Source organism: Rhizobium binxianense (assembly GCF_028994275.1).
Classification (GTDB): Bacteria; Pseudomonadota; Alphaproteobacteria; order Rhizobiales; family Rhizobiaceae; genus Rhizobium; species Rhizobium binxianense.
Window position 1 is genome coordinate 4107212 of sequence record NZ_CP118713.1, and the last position, 19778, is coordinate 4126989.

Below are 19778 nucleotides of genomic sequence, written 5' to 3' on the forward strand. Positions count from 1 at the left end.
TGCAGGCGCAGGAGCAATATCGCGGCGAAGAGCCAAGCGTACCGATTCGCCCCTTCTCTCGCTTGAAATGCCCATTTCCGGGGTCTAAGAAACCGCAACTTGTTTTTCCCAGGAGGGTTTCATGACAGCGCGCAATCTTTTCCTGCTGCCGGGTGACGGCATCGGTCCCGAGGCCATGGGCGAGGTCCGCAAGATCATCGCCTATATGAACGAGGCGATGAATGCCGGTTTCGTCACCGACGAAGGCCTTGTCGGTGGCAGCGCCTACGATGCGCATGGCGCGGCGATCTCCGAAGCCGACATGCAGAAGGCGCTTGCCGCCGATGCCGTGCTCTTCGGTGCCGTCGGCGGCCCGAAATGGGATAGCGTGCCTTACGACGTGCGCCCGGAAGCCGGCTTGCTGCGCCTGCGCAAGGATCTGCAGCTCTTCGCGAACCTGCGCCCCGCCATCTGCTATCCCGCCCTGGCCGCGGCCTCGTCGCTGAAGCCGGAACTGGTCGAAGGCCTCGACATTCTGATCATCCGCGAGCTGACGGGCGGCGTCTATTTCGGCGAGCCGAAGGAAATCATCGACCTCGGCAACGGCCAGAAGCGCGGCATCGACACGCAGGTCTACGATACCTACGAGATCGAGCGCATCGCCGGCGTCGCCTTCGAAATGGCCCGCACGCGGCAGAACCGCGTCTGCTCCATGGAAAAGCGCAACGTCATGAAGTCGGGCGTGCTCTGGAACCAGGTGGTCACCGAGACGCACAAGGCGAAATATTCCGACGTCCAGCTCGAACACATGCTGGCCGATGCCGGCGGCATGCAGCTGGTGCGCCAGCCCAAGCAGTTCGATGTCATCGTCACCGACAATCTCTTCGGCGATATGCTTTCCGACGTCGCCGCCATGCTGACCGGTTCGCTCGGCATGCTGCCGTCGGCCTCGCTCGGCGCGCCTGACGGCAAGACCGGCAAGCGCAAGGCGCTCTACGAGCCGGTGCATGGCTCGGCCCCCGACATTGCCGGCAAGGGCATCGCCAATCCGATCGCCATGATCGCCTCCTTCGCCATGTGCCTGCGTTATTCCTTCAATCTGGTGAAGGAAGCCGACGACCTGGAAAAGGCGATCGCCAACGTGCTCGACAAGGGCATCCGCACCGGCGACATCATGGCCGATGGCGCAAGGCAGGTCGGCACCGTCGAGATGGGCGATGCGATCCTCGCCGAGTTCAAGACGCTTTCCGCCTGATATTTCACGTGAAACAGTTCCGGCCCTTCGCATGATGCATGCGGAGGGCTTTTTTCTTAAGAACGCGACCCGGACCGGCTTGGGCGAATTATCCCAAACGGACTATTCCTGGCCACAATCTCGTGTATTTTTGCGCCGGATTTAACGAGCGGGCAAATTCGAACGGACGACGGCATGCGGGCATTTTGGGCTTCCCTGGACAGGCGCTGGCGCCGGAGCAGCGTCGGCATGCCGCCTTTGCGCTGGCAGGCCTGTCTCTTCATCACGCTCAATGCCGTGATCCTCTCGATGCTGCTCTTCGACGCACCGATCGGCGCCAGTGAAGCTCCAGCACCAGTGAAGCACCTCGGCGAAATGCTGACCGGTTTCGGCGATTCCGCCTGGCTGATCTACACCAGCATCCTGCTGTTCTTTCAGGGCCGGGCGGGCTACAGGCTTGTGAAGACGGCGCGCTCCAAGGCGCAGGCGCTCTATGTCAGCTGGATCGGCGCCTATCTCTTCACCACGGTCGTCTTGTCGGGGCTTCTCGCCAATCTGCTGAAGCGGGCGATCGGCAGGGCGCGTCCCGATCATTTTCACGATTACGGCATGTTTTCCTTCACGCCCTTTTCAGGCCACGCCGCTTTCGAAAGTTTTCCGTCCGGGCATTCCACCACGGTCGGCGCCTTCTTCGCCGCTTTCGCCCTGCTGTTTCCACGCTACCGCGTTGCCTTCATCGCCTGCGCCATCTGGCTCGGCATGACCCGTGTCATGGTCGGCGCCCATTATCCGAGCGACGTCATCGCCGGCCTTGCGTTCGGCGCCTGGTTCTCGCTGCTGACGGCGATCGTCTTTGCCCGCTGCGGCCTGCTCTTCAAACTGGCGCCGGATGGCTGGCCCCTCGCCAAACGCTTGTTTTCCGATACGGAAAAGCCCGGCGCCTTGTAAGCGCCGGGCCTTTTTTCTTAAACGCGAATGCGCTTCCTCAATCCATGGTGTGGATATCTCTGTTCTTCGTCTCCGGCAGGAAGATCAGGCCGATCACCAGCGTGATCGTCGCAAAGACGATCGGATACCAGAGACCATAATAGATATCGCCCGCGGCAGCGCTCATCGCGAAGGCCGTCGCCGGCAGCAGGCCGCCGAACCAGCCGTTGCCGATGTGATAGGGCAGCGACATGCCGGTATAGCGGATGCGGGTCGGGAAGAGCTCGACCAGCAGTGCCGCAATCGGACCGTAGACCATGGTCACATAGAGGACGAGGACGAACAGGATGGCGATCGTGCCGATCCAGTTGACGCGGGCCGGATCGGCCGCCATGGCAAACGTGCCGCCATTGGCGACGTTGTAGACCGCCATATCGGTGACGCCGTTGGCCTCATCGGCCGTCAGCAGCTTGGTTTCGACCAGCTTGGCCGCCGGCACGGTTTCCTTTTCGCCGGCGCGCACGGCATCGGCATTGAGCGACAGTTCCGGATTGGCCGCGATAAAGGCATCGAGCTTGGCATCCGGCACCTTGGCCACGCCGCGCTTCAGCGGGTAACCGGCATCGTGAAGCGCGATGTTGACGCCCTTTTCGAAGGCGGCGGTCATGCCCTTGGCCTTGTCGCCGGCAGCGACGACGTCGAAGCTCGGGATCGTCGCGTTGCCGATCTTCACCGTTGCCGGCTGACCGGCGGGACCCGGCACGACGTCGTAAGGCACCGAGTTCCTCGTCAGGAACGCCGTCGCCACGTCGCAGGAGCTGGTGAACTTCGCCGTGCCGGTCGGGTTGAACTGGAACCTGCAATCCGCCGGATCGGCCGTCACCGTTGCCCGGATCGTTGCCTGCGCTTCGGCAAGCGCCGGGTTCGCCGTCCAGGTCATCGCCTTGAACAGCGGATTATAGGTCACCGCCGCGATGAGAAGACCCGCCATGATGATCGGCTTGCGGCCGATCTTGTCGGAAAGGCCGCCGAAGATGACGAAGAACGGCGTGGCGAGGAAGAGCGCGATGGCGACCATGATGTTGGCCGACTGCAGATCCACCTTCAGCACGTTTTGCAGGAAGAACAGTGCGTAGAACTGGCCGCCGTACCAGACGACTGCCTGGCCCATGGTGGCGCCGAGAAGCGCGATGATCGCGATTTTGGCGTTCTTCCATTGGCCGAAAGCTTCTGTCAGAGGCGCCTTGGAGCCCTTGCCTTCCGCCTTCATCCGCTGGAACGCCGGCGATTCGTTCATCTTTAGGCGGATCCAGACGGAGACGCCGAGCAGGACGACCGAGACCAGGAACGGAATGCGCCAGCCCCAGGCGGCGAATTGAACCGGGCCCATCAGATATTGAACCAGCACGATGACGATCAGCGACAGGAACAGGCCGAGCGTTGCCGTCGTCTGGATCCACGACGTGAAATAGCCGCGGCGGCCATTCGGCGCATGTTCGGCGACATAGGTCGCCGCGCCGCCATATTCACCGCCCAGCGCCAAGCCCTGCAACAGGCGTAACGCGATCAGGATGATCGGCGCTGCGATGCCGATCGTGGCGGCGCCCGGCAGGATACCGACGAGAAAGGTCGACAGACCCATGATCAGGATCGTCACTAGGAAGGTGTATTTGCGTCCGACGAGATCACCGAGACGGCCGAACACCAGCGCGCCGAAGGGGCGCACCAGGAAGCCGGCGGCAAAGGCGAGCAGCGTGAAGATGTTGCGCGTCGCCTCGGGATATTGGGTGAAATAGGTCGCGCCGATATAGGTGGCGAGCGAACCGTAGAGATAGAAATCATACCATTCGAAAACGGTGCCGAGCGAAGAGGCGAAGATCACCTTCTTCTCTTCGCCCGTCATCGGACCGGCCTTCGCGCCGTCGATGCTTACGACATTAGCCATTGTCTGTCCTCCACAGAGTGATGAGCAACGCGCGCGACCTACTCTCCTCAAAGCAGACCCCTGGCCGCGACACGCCTGACGAGAGTGTGCCAGAAAAGACGGGCCACAAAGAGAGAGGCTTTGGGATTATGACTTTAGTCTAAGAGCGACAGGTTTTGTCAGGCACATCGGCACGTCCACCGCCCGTGAGCATTCAGCCGCCGGAGAGGCTTGGAAGGAGATCTTGTTTACGCCAATGCACTATGCCCTCAGCGCCTGTGCCGGCGATTGCCGGTAGGCGAGCACCGCCGGCAGTGCTGCAAGGATTGTCGCAAAGGCAAGCAGCACCCCTGCAAGTCCGGCGTCCTCGCGGGCAAAGCCCACCGGCATGGCGATCCCGCTCGTCTGCGAGAACATCCCTGACAAGGTCAGCGCCGCGGCATAACCGAACGCGAATCCGAGCCCGATGCCGACCGCCACTAGGAAGAAGAATTCCAGCCAGACGATGCCGAAGATCGCGCCGCGCGGGGCGCCGAAAGCCCTAAGCGCGCCGATCTGGCGGCGGCGCTGGCCGATATGGATGACCGTGACCAGCACCAGCGAGGCTGCGACGAGAGCTTGCGCGCCGGCGGCGACCGCGACGAGGATCTGCTTGGCGTCGCCGAGCGTGGCGTAGAGATTGGTCAGCACCTCGCCGGGAAAGACGGCGACGGTATTGCCGCGGCGATATTCCTGCCGCAGCCTGTAGGCGTCGGCGATCGTCTTCGGCTTGACGAGAATGGCGGGAAGGCCGGGCGCGCCTGCAGTCCAGCGCTCGTTGAGCGCGGCATCCGGGTCAAGCTTGCCGTGATGCTCATGCCCCTCGTGATGGTCGCCGGCGTCCTCATGCGCATAGCCATGTTCAGCCGTACCCGTGCCGGACCCCGTTTCATGCTCGTGCTCGGTCCCAGCACCTTCCTCCGCCTCCAGGCCATGGATATGCCAGACGGCCTGGATCGGAACAAGAATGGCCCGGTCCCAGGCAGTACCCGTCGGCCGCAGGCGGCCGGCGATATGGTAGACGAGTTCGGTATGGGTCTCGCCGCCCTCTTCAGGCAAACCGTGCATCGGCTTGATCTCGCCGCCGAGCGACAGCTTGACGGCGGAGCCGATGACCGCCTCCCCCTCGCGCGCGAAAACCTTGCCCTCGGTTAAGCCGCCGGACAGGTTTTGCACCAACACGGTCGTCGTCCCGACGATCGGATAGCCGGAGAAGGAATCGCCGAAGCCGATCGGAGCGGCCCAGTCGACACGGCGATCGGCGGCAAGCCTGCCCAGCACCTCGCCCGCCATCAGCGGCAGCGGCGAGGGTTGCAGGAAGACCGAGGACAAAACGAGCTGCGTCTCGCTGCCGCCGGCGCCGATGACGAGATCGAACTTGTCGGCGGCGCGCGCGCTGCCGAGACGAAGCGCCCGCTCCTGCAGCACGACGGAAACGCCGAGCGCGCTCGCCAGCGCCACCAGGAGCACAACCACCAGCGACCCTGCCCAGAGGCGACGAAGATCGGAAAGGATGAAGCGGATCATGCAGCCTCCCCCGCCTTTGCCGCGGAATCGTCGCTGATCCGGCCGGAGCCGAAGGTGATGCACCGGTCGAGGCGGCCGGCCAGGCGCTGATCGTGCGAAACGACGATCAGCGTGCTGCCTTCGGCAATGGCAAGATCGAGAATGAGATCGCCGACAGCTTCGCCGCTTTCGGCATCGAGGCTTGCCGTCGGCTCGTCGGCGATGATGACGCCGGGCTTGCGCAGCAGCGCCCGGCCGATCGCCACGCGCTGCATCTCGCCGCGCGACATGGTTTCGATCTTCTGGCCCGGACGGGAAAGACCGACAGTGCTCAAAAGCGAATGCGCCCGCTCGATGACGCCAGCCGTGGCGGCGCCGGCAAGCCGCGCCGGCAAAAGCACGTTTTCCAGCGCCGACAGGCCGGGGAAAAGATGGAACTCCTGCATGACCAGGCCGATATTGGCGGCACGGAACCGGTCGCGCCGGTTTTCCGAAAAGCCCGCAATATCCTCGCCGTTCCAACGGACGCGGCCTTGGCGTGTCCGCTCCAGCCCGGCAACGATATTGACGAAGGTGCTCTTGCCGGAACCGGACGCCCCCGTGATGGCGACCCTGCTGCCGGCATCGATCGACAGGCGGTCGATCGCCAGTACCGGCGAGGACAGGCCCGGAAAGGTGACATCAAGGTTTTCGATATCAAGAGCGAGCATATCGGTTCAGACAGCGGAATATTCGGCTTGGCGAAGGCGCAGCAGGCTGACGAAGCCGGTGTCCGGGTCCGTCCAGGAACCGTATTCCAGCGTGCCGCGCACTTCGATCGTCTGGCGCGGCTGCACGAAGGTCTGCTTCTCCCCGAGATAGACGACGACGATATTATCCGGCCAATCCGCATCCGAGGAGCAGAAGGGGCAGAGCGACATCGGCACTTCGGTGAGCACGAAGAACTGCGCCTCGGCTTTCAACGGCGGCGCCATGAAGCCCTTCATTCTGACGTCTTTGCCGGCAAGGCGCTTCACCTTATCGGAGAATTCGAGGCCGAGCACGCCGAATTTGCCATAGAGCTCGTCGAAGGAGAGCGAAGAATCGGCCGCCCGAACGGGAGAAACGGTAAAGGGAAGCGCGACGGCGGCGCCGATCAGCCGGCGCCGGCTGAGATGCAGCGAAGAGAATATGTCCATGGCGACCTCCAGGAAGCAAATCCCGGCCGCTGAACGGCCGGGACCATGATCGGTGAAAGAGGCAGAGCCGGCAAGCGGCCCTGCCGGATCGGCCAGAGCATGATGCCGAAAAGTGTGCGCGCTTTCGGACGACATCATGCTCTATTTCTTTGATTTAGATGCGGATTCAGATTTTAGGCCGATCCGGTCTAAAATCATCCGCATCTAGAGATCAGTTCGTCTGCTTGGCACCGAGGGCGAAAGTGTCGGCAAGCACGCGATAGACGTCGCTCTGTTCCATGTAACCATGGAACTCTTCCGAACCCGGACCGGCCGACTGCAGGACGACGTCGTCGACGGCGTGAACGCCGCTTTCGCTGCTCTTCGGAAGATTGCCCTGAACGAAGACGGCGCCGGGAACATCCTTATACTGCTCGTTGGCGACATATTCCTTCTTTTCGTTCTGGACAGCCGGAACGAACGGACCGTCGAGCTTCGGACGGAAGGTCTCGTAGTGATCGGGGCCGTTGTTGGCGCTCAGAAACAGCCGGCGGCTGACGTCGACCCTATCGGGATAGCCGTCGCCGTTTTCATCCTTGTAGTTCGGGAAGCCGGCTTCTGCGTAGGTCCCGACCTTTTCGCGCATTTCCGTGCCGGGCTTCTCGTCGTCGACGGTGCCGATGATCGATACGCCGTGCGTGTGGTCGCCGGTAACGACGATCAGCGTGTCCGGATGGGCTTTCTGGAACTCGCGGGCAACGCCGATCGCCTGGTCGAATTCGATGGTTTCGATGACCGCACGATCCCAATCGAGCGGATGGGACATCTTGTCGATCGAGGAGCCTTCGACCATCAGGAAGAAACCGTCAGGATTTTTGGACAGGCGGTCGAGCGCAACCTTGGTCATCTCGACGAGACCCGGCTGGTTCGGGAACTTGTCGACGGTGCCCTTCTTCAGGAACTCGCGATCGAGCGTGACGTCCATGTTGCCGGTGTGGAAGAGACCGAGGAGGTTGCCTTCAGCCGATGCATTGGCGGCGAGCTCGTTCTTGTCGGTGGCAAGCTTGTAGCCGGCGTCCTGGAACAGCTTGATGTAATCCTGATTGTCCTTGCGCTTGGAACCGGCGACTTCCTTGCCGAGGAAATAGGCCGAGCCGCCGCCGAGAAGGACTTCGGGCTTGACGTCGAGCAGCATGCCGACGACATCGGACTTGTCGTTGCGGTTGCGGGTATGGGAAACGACCGCAGCCGGCGTGGCGTCTTCGACCTCGGCCGTCGCAACGATGCCGATCGACTTCTTGCTCGTGCGGCGGAGAGCTTCCGCGAAGGTCTCGACACGCGGGTCATCGAGGGAGGCCGGCGTACGGTCCGCGTAGACGCCGAGCGCGTTGACGGCTGTCTTGTGGCCCGTCATGTAGGCCGACATGGTGTTGGCCGAGTCCGTGGAAACTGCGTTCGTCGACGACGTGCCGATGAAAGCCATGCGGTCGAGGTCGTCCATGTTCAGGCGGCCGTTCGCCTTGCCCTCGGTCATGCCCTTGGACATGATCCGGGCAGCGGTACGATGCGCAACGGAAAGCCCGTCGCCGAGCAAGAAGATGATGTTCTTGGCCTTCGGCTGGGCCGCGGTTTCGTAGACGTTCCAGGTGACGGACTTCGTTTCGTCGCCGGCGGCGACCTCGACCTTATAGGCGCCGGGCGTGGAAATCTTCAGGCCGCGCAGCAGCAGAGCGGAACCGAGCGCCTTATCTTCCTTGCCCTTTTCCAGTTCGACGAACTGCGCCTCGCCCCCGAGAACGGTCTTGTAGTCCTGGCCGTTGACGGTAATCTTCACGTCTTCGGGCTTGACCTGCTTGTTCAGCTCGACCTTGAAATCGAACGGCGAGCCGACGAGAATCGTGGCGCGATCGAGCGGATAGACCGTCGTCGCCTGAGCGGCGCCCGCAAGGATGGTGGTGGCCGCAAAGGCGGCAAGAAGCGTACGCATGGAAAACCCCCGTTTTCGTTGCAGACATTGATAACCGGGCCGGGATATCTCCCGAGGATGACAGCGGCATGACAAAACGTCGCAGCATGGCGGCGGCCGCTTTCGCCTTCCGGCTCTGAGCGCAAAAACCTTGACTCCTGTGGAAAACCTTCTAAGAGCAACAACGGAAAAGGAATATCCATGGTTCGCGACGAACACGCCATTGCTGCATGCAATGACCGGGCACGGGTTGCCGGGGTGGACATTGCCGTTCCGGTTTCTGCCAAAACCAAGGCCAAAACGACGACGAAAACCGTCTGACGTCTCTGGCCTGCCGCTCTCTCCCCGGCTCGGCTGGGGACAGGAAGACGCGATCCGTCGCGCCTTTCCCCTCACCGGACAGAGGAGAGAAGAGAAAGAGAGCTTGAGAAATGGGTTTCAAAGTAGCAATTGCGGGAGCGACCGGAAATGTCGGCCGGGAGATGCTCAACATCCTCTCCGAACGCGGCTTCCCCGCCGATGAGGTCGTGGCGCTCGCCTCCGCGCGTTCGCAGGGCACCGAGGTTTCCTTTGGCGACCGGACGCTGAAGGTCTCCAATCTGGAGAATTACGATTTCTCCGATACCGACATCTGCCTGATGTCGGCCGGCGGTGAGATCTCCAAGAAGTTCTCGCCGAAGATCGGCCAGCAGGGCTGCATCGTCATCGACAATTCGTCGGCCTGGCGTTACGATGCCGACGTGCCGCTGATCGTGCCGGAAGTGAACCCGGATGCCATCAGCCAGTTCACCAAGCGCAACATCATCGCCAATCCGAATTGCTCGACCGCCCAGCTGGTGGTGGCGCTGAAGCCGTTGCACGACTTCGCCAAGATCAAGCGCGTCGTCATCTCGACCTACCAGTCGGTCTCCGGCGCCGGCAAGGACGGCATGGACGAGCTGTTCAACCAGACGCGCGCCGTCTTCGTCGCCGATCCGATCGAGAACAAGAAGTTCACCAAGCGTATCGCCTTCAACGTCATCCCGCACATCGACGTCTTCATGGAGGACGGCTACACCAAGGAAGAGTGGAAGGTGCTGGCCGAGACGAAGAAGATGCTCGACCCGAAGATCAAGGTGACCTGCACGGCGGTGCGCGTGCCGGTCTTCATCGGCCATTCGGAATCGGTCAACATCGAGTTCGAAAACGAGATCACCGCCGACCAGGCCCGCGACATCCTGCGCGATGCGCCAGGTTGCCTCGTCATCGACAAGCGCGAGAACGGCGGCTACATCACGCCTTATGAATCCGCCGGCGAGGATGCGACCTACATCTCGCGCATCCGAGAAGATGCGACGGTTGAAAACGGCCTCAACATCTGGGTGGTTTCCGACAATCTGCGCAAGGGTGCGGCATTGAACGCCATCCAGATCGCCGAGCTGCTCGTCAATCGCGGCCTTGTCAAGCCGCGCAAGCATGCCGCCTGACACCATTTGTAAACCATAATGTGTTAAAGCCCTGCTGATGAAGGCAGGGCTTTTTGCCGAGCCGTAGGCGCCCTTATCCATAAGCGCTGACTCAAAGGTGATCGTGACAAGGTCGCTTTCGGCTGGCATTCTGCCCGGCGTCAAGCCAAGCTATGCCGCCTGAAACCGTGCAGCGGTTTTGGGACAACGGCAGGAACAGAACGAAGATTTAGGGCGCGTCGCATGGCTCCGATCGGCCGCGGCGCGCTTCAGCAGACCGGAAGCGGGGTTTCTCATGCGCATGACAACATTCCTTCTGGCCGCGTTAACGACAGCCGGCGTCCTCCACGCGCTGCCGGCAGCGGCCCAGGGCGCCCAATGCGGCAACAATAGCAGCGGTTTCACCGCATGGGTCGCCGACTTCAAGGAGGAAGCGGCGGCAAATGGGGTCAGCCGTTCGGTCCTCGACCGCGCCTTCGCCAACGTCAATTACAACAAACCGACGATCGCCGCCGACCGCGGCCAGAAGAGCTTCAAACTCTCCTTCGACACTTTCATGCAGAAGCGCGGCGGTGCCACCGTCATCTCCCGCGGCCGTTCGATGAAGGCCGCCAACCAGGCGCTTTTTGCCTCGATCGAGCGCCGTTTCGGCGTTCCTGCCGGCCCGCTGATCGCGATCTGGGGCATGGAGACCGGTTTCGGCAGCTATATGGGCAACCAGCATACGCTGTCGGCTGTTTCGACCCTTGCCTATGACTGCCGTCGTTCGGATTATTTCACCGACCAGCTCTATGCCGCGCTCCAGCTCGTCTCCGAGGGTTATCTCAGCCCGCAGGCGAAGGGCGCTGCCCATGGTGAAATCGGCCAGACGCAGTTCCTGCCGCGCAATGTCGTACGTTTCGGCGCCGACGGCGACGGCGACGGCCGCGTCGACATGGTCGGTTCCCGCGCCGATGCCCTGGCCTCGACGGCGAATTTCCTCAAAGGCCACGGCTGGCGCGCCGGCGCCGGTTATCAGCCGGGTGAGCCGAATTTCGTCGCCATCCAGGGCTGGAACGCCGCCAGCGTCTATCAGCAGGCAATCGCCTATATCGGCCAGCAGATCGACGCCGGCAGATAGTGCATGTCGCCTGGGGCGTGCGCAGCGGTTCCGGGATAACGACATGCATAAAACAAAAGGCCTTTAAGCCTTCGTCAGCACCAATACGCGAAAACGCCGCTGCGATATGCGGCGTTTTTCATATGCGGGAATCAAAGCCGCTGCCGGAGGCCGTCTTGCGGCGCTCCTCCTGCGCCGGCACGGTCGGCCCCGAAACGACGCAGTTGCGGCCGGAGGCCTTGGCGGCGTAGAGCGCCAGATCGGCGCGTTTGACCAGATCCTCGAAGTTCCGGTTGGCGGCTTCATTTGCCCGGCCGGCGCATCCGAAACTCGCCGTCACCTTGAGCACATCGCCGCTCGGCAAGGGGATTTCCGCCGCCTCGATCGCCAGCCGCACACGCTCGGCAACGATGGCGGCATCGTCGGGCGTCGAATCCGGCAGAAGCGCCAGGAACTCCTCCCCGCCGTGGCGCACCAGCAGATCGAAGGAACGGAAATTCTCGCGCGCAACGCCTGCGACCTGCCGGAGCACGGCATCGCCGGCATCATGGCCGTTGAGATCGTTGATCTTCTTGAAATGATCGAGGTCGAAGAGCACGACGGAGATCCAGCGCGACCCGTGCTCGGCCTGTGTGAGAAGCGCCGATGCGGCGACCTCGAAGCCGCGCCTGTTGTAAAGGCCGGTCAGAAGGTCTGTCTGAGCGGCATTGCGCAACTCGCCCACCAGCGTCTCGCGATCGCGCGTCAGCCGGTCGATCAGGCGCAGGCCTCTTGACGCCAGCACCATGACCAATGTCGCGAGAATCAGCAGGCCGGCGCACAGCGCCAGGATCCGCGTCAAGTGGAGGTGCGAGCGCGTCGAAAGGCTTTCGCCGGTCTCGTGAATATCGTTTGCGGCCTCGACCATCTTCTTCTGCAGGAAGGTCATGCGTTCGCTCTGCGCGGCGGCCCAGATATCGCGCACTTCACGCGTTGGCCGCGATCCGGCAAGGATGGCATCGGTGATCGCATTCGCCTTCACCTGGTCGCTGCGACCAAGATAGGCAACGATGTCGCCCACGATCGCCGCTGCCGAATGAAAGACCATGTGGTCCATGCCCTCACCGAGCATGACCTTGCCCTGCACGAAAAGCTCCACCGGAAATCTGGTGGAAACGCCGTGATCGAGGTAGCGGGTGCCGACACCGGTAATCAGCCTTTCGCCGTAATAGGTCAGCAGGATGCCCATCAGCTGGTTGGATTTCTCAAGCAGTACCGGATCGCTGATCAGTGGTGAAAGCGCATCGACGACGGCAAGCTGCGTGAGAGCCGCATACCAGTAGATGGAACCGGGATCGCTGCCGGCATAACGGCCCTGGTCGACGGCACTGCGCGCGGCGATGATACGGCTATAGGCAAGGCTGAGAATTGATAATTCGCTGACGAGGCCCTCGTCGAGCGTATCGCGGGAGGGCAGGCTGGCATAAAAAGCGAGGCGCTCGCGATCGAGCGTCACCCGGCTTCGTTGCATGTCGGCGGCAGTCACGCTGGTCGGACGTGCGAGGTAGAGGCGGGTGGCGCCGATTTCACTCAGGATTTCTGTGGCGGCGATCGACCCGCCGCGGGCAAGCACATCGGCGAATTGCCGGTCCTTCTCGAGATCCCTGTACTGCCTGACTGAAGTCCGTATGACGATGACGCCTTCAATGAGCATGAAGACGAAGGGCAGCATAATGGCGGCCAGGATAACCTTTTTGATGGTTTCGAACTTCATCGCCAATCGCCACGGTGATCAAAATGTCGGTCGTGTGCGACCAATTGCCGGCAGCTTAGCAACAATTCTTAAAAAACTGATAAACCAGCCTATCCCTAGATCTCGGGACGAATGAAGTCGCGTGTCTCGGCGTCCATGACCCACAGTTCACCTGTAGAGATGTCGAACCAGGCGCCGTGAAGATGCATTTTTCCTGCGTCCTCAAGCGCCTTGATATCGGGGAAGGTTCTGAGATTGTTGATCGAATTGCGGATGGAGACACGCTCCAGCGCCGTCTGCCGCTCAGCGGCCGTCATCACGTCGTTGCTCTGGATCTGCTCGGCGGCGGGCTTGACCAGCGACATCCAGCGGCCGATGAAATCGCCGGGCGACAACGGCTCGGCATTCGGGTCGAGTGCAGCGCGAATGCCGCCGCAACGGCCATGACCCATCACGACGATATCCGAGACCTTCAACGCCTGCACCGCAAATTCGAGCGCGGCCGAGGTCGAATGAAAATGACCGTCCGGCTCATAAGGCGGCACCATGTTGGCGACGTTGCGGATGACGAAGAGTTCGCCCGGGCCGGCATCGAAGATTAACTCCGGTGCTGCGCGCGAGTCCGAACAGGCAACGACCAGCGTATGGGGACTCTGACCGTTTTCGGCAAGCTGCCGATACCTGTCGCGGGCGTCTGCATAACGCCCGTTCATGAAGTTGCGGTAGCCGTCCAGAAGTGGTGTTGGAAAACGCTGCATGCCTTCTGGATTAGCGCGGGCGGAAGACAAGATCAACTGCTGCACCGCAAAATGCCTGCATCGGCAAATGCGTCATTTTTTCCGCCGCTGCGCCGGGTGCACAAGCCGGCGCATCTGCACCATGGCCATCGGCGTCGAAAGGCTGGATGCATCGCTTGCCAGCATCAACTCGTTGCTGCCGCGCTTGACGGCGCGCGCCAGCACCTCGAAGACGCTGGCCGTGGCAAGTTGCAGCGCCTTTTCGTCCTCCAGACCGGAAAGCAGACGCGACAGGAAGACCGCGGCGAGCAGGTCGCCGAGACCGTTCGGCGGATTTTCGACGACGCGGTGTTCGGCCAGAAGCGCGTGCCGGCCGGAAAGATAGAGATTGCCGGTACCGCCAGCCATCATCGGCACGGCCGAAGTCACGAGCATACGCGACGGCCCGAGCGCCAGCGCCGCCTCCATGATCGCACTGTTGTCTTCGAGGGCTGCGCCCGAAAGCCATGCGAGCTCGTAGCGGTTCGGCGTCGCCAGCGAGGCGAGCGGAATGAGATGATCGCGAATGGCCTCGGCGGTCGCTTCCGGCACGTAGAGGCCGCCGAGATCGCCCATGACGGGATCGCAGACATAGGTGAGCTCGGGATTATTCTGCCTGAGCGCAGCGATCAGCCGGGCGACGGAGCGTGCCTGGGCGGCATTGCCGAAATAACCCGAAAGCACCGCCTTGACTTCGCCGATCCATGGCGCGCGGATCAGATCGTCGATCGCCGCGTCGAAATCGGCTTCCGCAAATGTCAGCCGCGTCGAGCGGCCGTGGCCGGGATGCCAGGGCAGCACCACGGTCGGCAGGGCCCAGACCGGATGACCGAGCGTCTCCAGCGCAAAGACAGCCGCGCGGTTTCCGACCGAACCACGCACCACATGGCTGGAGATGACGATGACTGCGCCCGCTGCATTTTCCGACATGATATCAAGGTCCGAATGATGATGGCGTTTGATGATCTTTTTGACGCCACGCTGTCAACCATTCTTCACGTGAGCATGGAAATGTGCGGCGAAGCGAAAAGTCGGAAGAAGGGCCGTCCCGTTCGTTTTGGCCACGAAAGCGGAAAAATCTCTAACGATTTCCCATTTTCGGCGTCAAAAAGCACCAAAACTATCCTTCAGGCCGCTATTTTAGAGATTTTTTCGAGGAATCTTCTGCTAGCTTGCAGAAAATCAGTCTATTGCGGGAGGCGATCCATGGCTGCCAGAAACAATCCGAAACGGGAAAAGCAGATCGAAGGTGCGCGCAAGATCGCCAAGGCGACCGGCGAGGCCCATCTCGATCCGGAAATCCTTTTCGGTCGGGCCAGCAACGACGATCTCGAACTCTATACGGCTGAGATGCTCGCGCTCTCCGCCGTGCATTCCGCCAAGGAACTCGCCGCCTGGAACGGCAAGGCGCCGCGCGTCAGCATCGACACCATTGCCGACGTCACGCCTGACGGCATCGCCGTCTCGGTGCTTTCGGTCACCGATCGGAACATGCCCTTCCTCTATGAATCGGTCATGGGGGAGGTGACGAGCACCCACCGCGACCTGTTCATGGCCGTGCATCCCATCCTGGTGATCGAAAAAGGCAAGCCGCCCGCGCTTTATTCCGCCGATCACCCGAGCGATCCGGCCGCGCGCGTCAGCCACATCCAGCTCCATATCGCCCCGCTCAATTCCGCCCAGGCCGCCGATCTCGTCAAGCGTATCGAAGCCGTGCTGGAACAGGTCCGCCTGTCGGTCTCCGACTGGAAGCCGATGCTCTCCAAGCTCGATGGGGTGATCGCCGAGCTTTCGGCCAACGGCGCCGGCCGCAGGAAGGCCGAACACGCCGAGGCGATCGCCTTCCTGACCTGGCTGCGCGACGAGAATTTCACCTTCCTCGGCATGCGCGAATATGTCTATTCAGGCAAGGGTTCCGACGCCAAGGTGGAACGCGACAAAGGCGCCGGCCTCGGCATCCTCTCCAACCCCGATGTTCTCGTGCTGCGCACCGGCAAGGACGCCGTGACCACGACACCGGAGATCCTTGCCTTCCTCGACGGGCCTGATTTCCTGATCGTCACCAAGGCGAACGTGAAATCGATCGTCCATCGTCGCGCCTATATGGATTATGTCGGCGTCAAGCGTTTCGACGCTCAGGGCAATGTCACCGGCGAACTGCGCATCGTCGGCCTTTTCACCTCGACGGCCTATACTTCGCTCGCCGCCGAAATCCCGCTGCTGCGCTCCAAGATCGAGAAGGTGAAGGAGCATTTCGGCTTCGATCCGATGAGCCATTCCGGCCGCATGCTCGACAACACGCTGGAATCCTATCCGCGCGACGATCTATTCCAGATCGATACGACGCTGCTTGCGAGCTTTGCCGAACAGATCAACGATCTGGCCGACCGGCCGCGCGTACGCGCCCTGCCGCGAATCGACCATTTCGACCGCTTCGTCTCGGTGATCGTCTACGTGCCGCGTGAGGAATATGATTCGATCGTGCGCGAGCGCATCGGTGCCTATCTGAAGACCGTCTATGACGGCCGCGTCTCCGCCTATTACCCGGCTTTCCCGGAAGGCGGCGTGGCGCGCGTGCATTTCATCATCGGCCGCTCCGGCGGCAAGACGCCACGCATTCCGCAGGCAAAGCTCGAGCAGGTGATCCGCGAAATCACCGCCCGCTGGGACGATCGTTTCGAGGCTCTCGCCGGCGCCAAGGCGCCGAAGATATCGGTCGACCAGGCCTTCCAGGATTCCTTCACTCCGGAGGAAACCGTGGCCGACCTCGCCGATATCGGCGCCTGCGCCGCCGGCGAGCCGCTCCGCATCCAGTTCTATCATCGCCAGGAAGAACAAGGCCGTACCCTCTCGCTGAAGATCTTCCACGCCGGCGGCCAGCTGGCGCTGTCGCGCCGCGTACCGCTTCTTGAGAATCTCGGCTTCAATGTCGTCAGCGAACGCACCTTCGACATCGGGGTTCCGGCCGCTGACGGAGAAATGAAACTCGTCGTGCTGCACGATATGGAGCTCGAGACCCGCAACGGCGGCGAAATCGATCTGCAGCGCTACGGCGCCGCCCTGGAAGAAGCCTTTGTCGCCGCCTTCGCCGGCACGATCGACAATGACAGCTTCAACCGGCTGATCCTTTCGGCCGGGCTCTCGGCGCGCGAGACGAATGTGCTGCGCGCTTATGCCCGCTATCTCCGCCAGGCCGGCATCGCTTATTCGCAGGATTATATCGCAACGACGCTCGACAAATATCCCGATGTCGCCGCCGCCATTTTCCAGCTGTTCCATAACACGCTTGACACCAGGCTTTCGGAGAAGGCCCGCGTCAAGAAGCTTGCCGAACTGCACCAGGCGATCGAAGCCGAGCTTGCCGACGTGCCGAGCCTTGACGACGACCGTATCCTGCGCCGCTACGTCAATATCGTCGATGCGACGCTGCGCACCAATTATTTCCAGAAGAACCCGGACGGCTCGCCGAAGCCGATGCTGGCCTTCAAGCTCGATCCGCACCTGGTAGACGGGTTGCCGGAGCCGAAACCCTTCCGTGAAATGTTCGTTTACGGCGTCGAAGTCGAAGGCGTGCACCTGCGCTTCGGCAAGGTGGCGCGCGGCGGCCTGCGCTGGTCGGATCGCGCCGAGGATTACCGCACCGAGGTGCTCGGCCTGGTCAAGGCCCAGCAGGTGAAGAACGCGGTCATCGTGCCGGTCGGCGCCAAGGGCGGATTCTATCCGAAGAAGCTTCCCGTCGGCGGCAGCCGCGACGAGATCTTCAATGCCGGCCGCGAGGCCTATAAGACCTATATCCGCACGCTGCTGTCGATCACCGACAATATATCGGGCGCCGATATCGTGCCGCCGAAGGATACGGTCAGGCTCGACGGCGACGACCCCTATTTCGTCGTCGCTGCCGACAAGGGCACAGCAACCTTTTCCGACACCGCCAATGCGCTGGCGCAGGAAGCCGGCTTCTGGCTGGACGACGCCTTCGCCTCCGGCGGCTCGGCCGGTTACGACCACAAGAAGATGGGCATCACCGCTCGTGGCGCCTGGGAAACCGTGAAACGGCATTTCCGCGAAATGGACATCGATATCCAGACGACGCCCTTCACCGTCGCCGGCGTCGGCGACATGTCGGGCGACGTCTTCGGCAACGGCATGCTGCTCTCTCCGAAGATCAGGCTCATCGCCGCCTTCGATCACCGCGACATCATCATCGATCCCGATCCGGACATGGAAAAGACGCTTGCCGAACGCCAGCGGCTCTTCGACCTGCCGCGTTCGAGCTGGCAGGACTTCGACAAGAGCGTGCTTTCGAAAGGGGCGATGATCATTTCCCGCGCGGCGAAGTCGGTCACGCTGACGCCGGAAGCGGTTGCCGCGATCGGTATCGACAAGGCAGTGGCGACACCCTTCGAGATCATGACGGCGATCCTGAAGAGCCCGATCGACCTGCTCTGGTTCGGCGGCATCGGCACCTATGTGAAGGCGCCCTCCGAAACCGACACCGAAGTCGGCGACCGCGCCAACGATCCGATCCGCATCACCGCGACTGATGTGCGCGCCAAGGTGATCGGCGAGGGCGCAAACCTCGGCGTCACCCAGAAGGGCCGCATTGCATACGGCCTCAAGGGCGGGCGCTGCAACTCCGACGCCATCGACAACTCGGCCGGCGTCAACACCTCGGACGTCGAGGTCAACATTAAGATCGCGCTGGCCGCCGCGATGCATGACGGACGCCTGACGCGTGCAAAACGCGACCAGCTTCTTTCCTCGATGACCGACGAAGTCGCGACCCTGGTGCTGCGCAACAACTACCTGCAGTCGCTGGCGATCTCGCTGACGGAGCGCAAAGGCACTGCAAACGGCCTGGAACTTGCGCGCTTCATGACGGTTCTCGAAGGCGCCAAGCAGCTGAATCGCAAGGTCGAGACGCTGCCGGACGACCAGACTCTCGCCGAACGTTATGCCGCCGGTAAGCCGCTGACCCGGCCGGAAATCGGCGTGTTGGTGTCCTATGCCAAGATCGTGCTCTTCGATGCGCTGGCCGCCAGCGATCTGCCGGACGATCCCTATTTCACTTCGACGCTTTCGAATTATTTCCCCGTCAAGATGCAGAAGTCGAACGCCGGCGATATCGCCGGCCATCGGCTGAAGCGCGAAATCATCGCGACGGTGCTCGCCAACGAGGCGATCAACCGCGGCGGACCGAGCTTCACCGTCGCCATGATGGACGCAACGGCGGCTTCCGCACCGGAAGTCGTGCGTGCGGCGATCGTTGCCCGCGACGGTTTCGACCTGACCCGGCTCTGGGCTGAAACGGATGCTCTCGACGGCAAGATATCGGGTGAGATGCAGAATCGCATCTACGAGGAAATCAGCCACAGTTTTATCGTGCTGACGCGCCTGTTGCTGAAAACGGGCATGACCAAGGCTGATATGGCAGAAGTGATTAGCCGGCTGCAGGCGGCTCTGAAGAAGCTGAAAACCGCCTTCGCCGGACAGGTGGCCAGCGAGGTCGCCGTGCGCCAGGCGGAGTACAGCCAGGCGGGCCTGCCCGAAAAACTCGCGGCCGAGATCGCCGGCCTCCCGATCTTCGCACTGGTGCCGGAGATCATGCAGATCGCCGAGCGCACCGGCGAACCCCTGGTGCGCGCCGCCGAGAACTACATCGCCGTGTCGCAGACTTTTCGTATTGCCCGGCTGCTGGCCGCGGGCGGCCGGATCCTCACCTCAGACCACTACGAGAATCTGGCGCTTGCCCGCAGCATTGACCAAATCGCCAGCGCAAGGCGCGACATCGTCATCTCGGCGCTGTCCGAGCACGGCAAGGAAAAGCTTCCCGTTCAGGCCTGGCATGCGCAGGATCGCATCCGCATCAACCGTATCCTCGAGGAGCTTTCAAGCCTCAGCGACGGCGGCGATCCCAACCTTGCGCGTATTACCGTTGCTGCAGGTATCCTGACCGATCTTGCGCGCGACCGGGCGAGGTGAGACAGTCCGCGG

The 19778-nt window shown here is 62.1% G+C and carries 13 protein-coding genes and 1 pseudogene; 6 read left to right on the top strand and 8 right to left on the bottom strand.

The window, feature by feature from the left end; all coding sequences use genetic code 11:
* The first annotated feature begins 121 nt into the window (after positions 1-121).
* On the top strand, positions 122-1234 hold the full coding sequence (leuB, locus tag PO860_RS20100) for a 3-isopropylmalate dehydrogenase (RefSeq protein ID WP_183608458.1): 1113 nt from the start codon (positions 122-124) through the stop codon (positions 1232-1234).
* 174 nt (positions 1235-1408) lie between these two features.
* The gene (lpxE, locus tag PO860_RS20105) at positions 1409-2161 is read left to right on the top strand and encodes a lipid A 1-phosphatase LpxE (RefSeq protein ID WP_273881319.1); all 753 of its coding nucleotides are present in this window, start codon (positions 1409-1411) and stop codon (positions 2159-2161) included.
* 37 nt (positions 2162-2198) lie between these two features.
* Here the strand turns inward: lpxE and PO860_RS20110 are convergent, their stop codons facing one another.
* From PO860_RS20110 to PO860_RS20130, 5 genes are all read right to left on the bottom strand, one after another.
* Complete coding sequence (locus tag PO860_RS20110; protein ID WP_273881318.1) at positions 2199-4085, bottom strand: MFS transporter; 1887 nt, start codon at positions 4083-4085, stop codon at positions 2199-2201.
* A 240-nt stretch (positions 4086-4325) separates the two neighbouring features.
* The gene (locus tag PO860_RS20115; RefSeq protein ID WP_273884392.1) at positions 4326-5630 is read right to left on the bottom strand and encodes an ABC transporter permease; all 1305 of its coding nucleotides are present in this window, start codon (positions 5628-5630) and stop codon (positions 4326-4328) included.
* Positions 5627-6319 carry an ABC transporter ATP-binding protein gene (locus PO860_RS20120; protein WP_273884391.1) on the bottom strand — a complete coding sequence of 231 codons (693 nt, stop codon included), beginning with the start codon at positions 6317-6319 and terminating at the stop codon, positions 5627-5629. The genes PO860_RS20115 and PO860_RS20120 overlap by 4 nt, the downstream gene beginning before the upstream one ends.
* Positions 6320-6325: 6 nt before the next feature.
* The gene (locus PO860_RS20125) at positions 6326-6787 is read right to left on the bottom strand and encodes a hypothetical protein (RefSeq protein WP_273884390.1); all 462 of its coding nucleotides are present in this window, start codon (positions 6785-6787) and stop codon (positions 6326-6328) included.
* 211 nt (positions 6788-6998) lie between these two features.
* Positions 6999-8753 (bottom strand): alkaline phosphatase, encoded by a 1755-nt coding sequence (locus PO860_RS20130; protein ID WP_273884389.1) that lies wholly within the window; start codon positions 8751-8753, stop codon positions 6999-7001.
* Between the two features lie 90 nt (positions 8754-8843).
* On the opposite strand from PO860_RS20130, the pseudogene PO860_RS22265 reads away from it, so the two are divergent.
* From PO860_RS22265 to PO860_RS20140, 3 genes and pseudogenes are all read left to right on the top strand, one after another.
* A pseudogene (locus PO860_RS22265) lies at positions 8844-9053 on the top strand (hypothetical protein); the annotation flags it as partial.
* Between the two features lie 110 nt (positions 9054-9163).
* Positions 9164-10198: an aspartate-semialdehyde dehydrogenase gene (locus PO860_RS20135; protein WP_183608451.1), complete on the top strand. Its 1035-nt coding sequence runs from the start codon at positions 9164-9166 to the stop codon at positions 10196-10198.
* Between the two features lie 274 nt (positions 10199-10472).
* The gene (locus tag PO860_RS20140) at positions 10473-11297 is read left to right on the top strand and encodes a lytic murein transglycosylase (protein ID WP_275037954.1); all 825 of its coding nucleotides are present in this window, start codon (positions 10473-10475) and stop codon (positions 11295-11297) included.
* Between the two features lie 118 nt (positions 11298-11415).
* On the opposite strand, the gene PO860_RS20145 is transcribed toward PO860_RS20140, so the two are convergent.
* The 3 genes from PO860_RS20145 to pdxY all read right to left on the bottom strand — a co-directional run bounded on the left by PO860_RS20145 (position 11416) and on the right by pdxY (position 14714).
* Complete coding sequence (locus PO860_RS20145; RefSeq protein ID WP_183608449.1) at positions 11416-13029, bottom strand: GGDEF domain-containing protein; 1614 nt, start codon at positions 13027-13029, stop codon at positions 11416-11418.
* A gap of 95 nt (positions 13030-13124) precedes the next feature.
* A complete protein-coding gene (locus PO860_RS20150) occupies positions 13125-13766 on the bottom strand; it encodes a carbonic anhydrase (protein ID WP_097618088.1) in 642 nt (213 codons plus the stop codon).
* 72 nt (positions 13767-13838) lie between these two features.
* Positions 13839-14714 carry a pyridoxal kinase PdxY gene (pdxY, locus tag PO860_RS20155; protein WP_183608448.1) on the bottom strand — a complete coding sequence of 292 codons (876 nt, stop codon included), beginning with the start codon at positions 14712-14714 and terminating at the stop codon, positions 13839-13841.
* A gap of 276 nt (positions 14715-14990) precedes the next feature.
* On the opposite strand from pdxY, the gene PO860_RS20160 reads away from it, so the two are divergent.
* The gene (locus PO860_RS20160) at positions 14991-19766 is read left to right on the top strand and encodes an NAD-glutamate dehydrogenase (protein WP_273884388.1); all 4776 of its coding nucleotides are present in this window, start codon (positions 14991-14993) and stop codon (positions 19764-19766) included.
* Positions 19767-19778 lie beyond the last annotated feature (12 nt).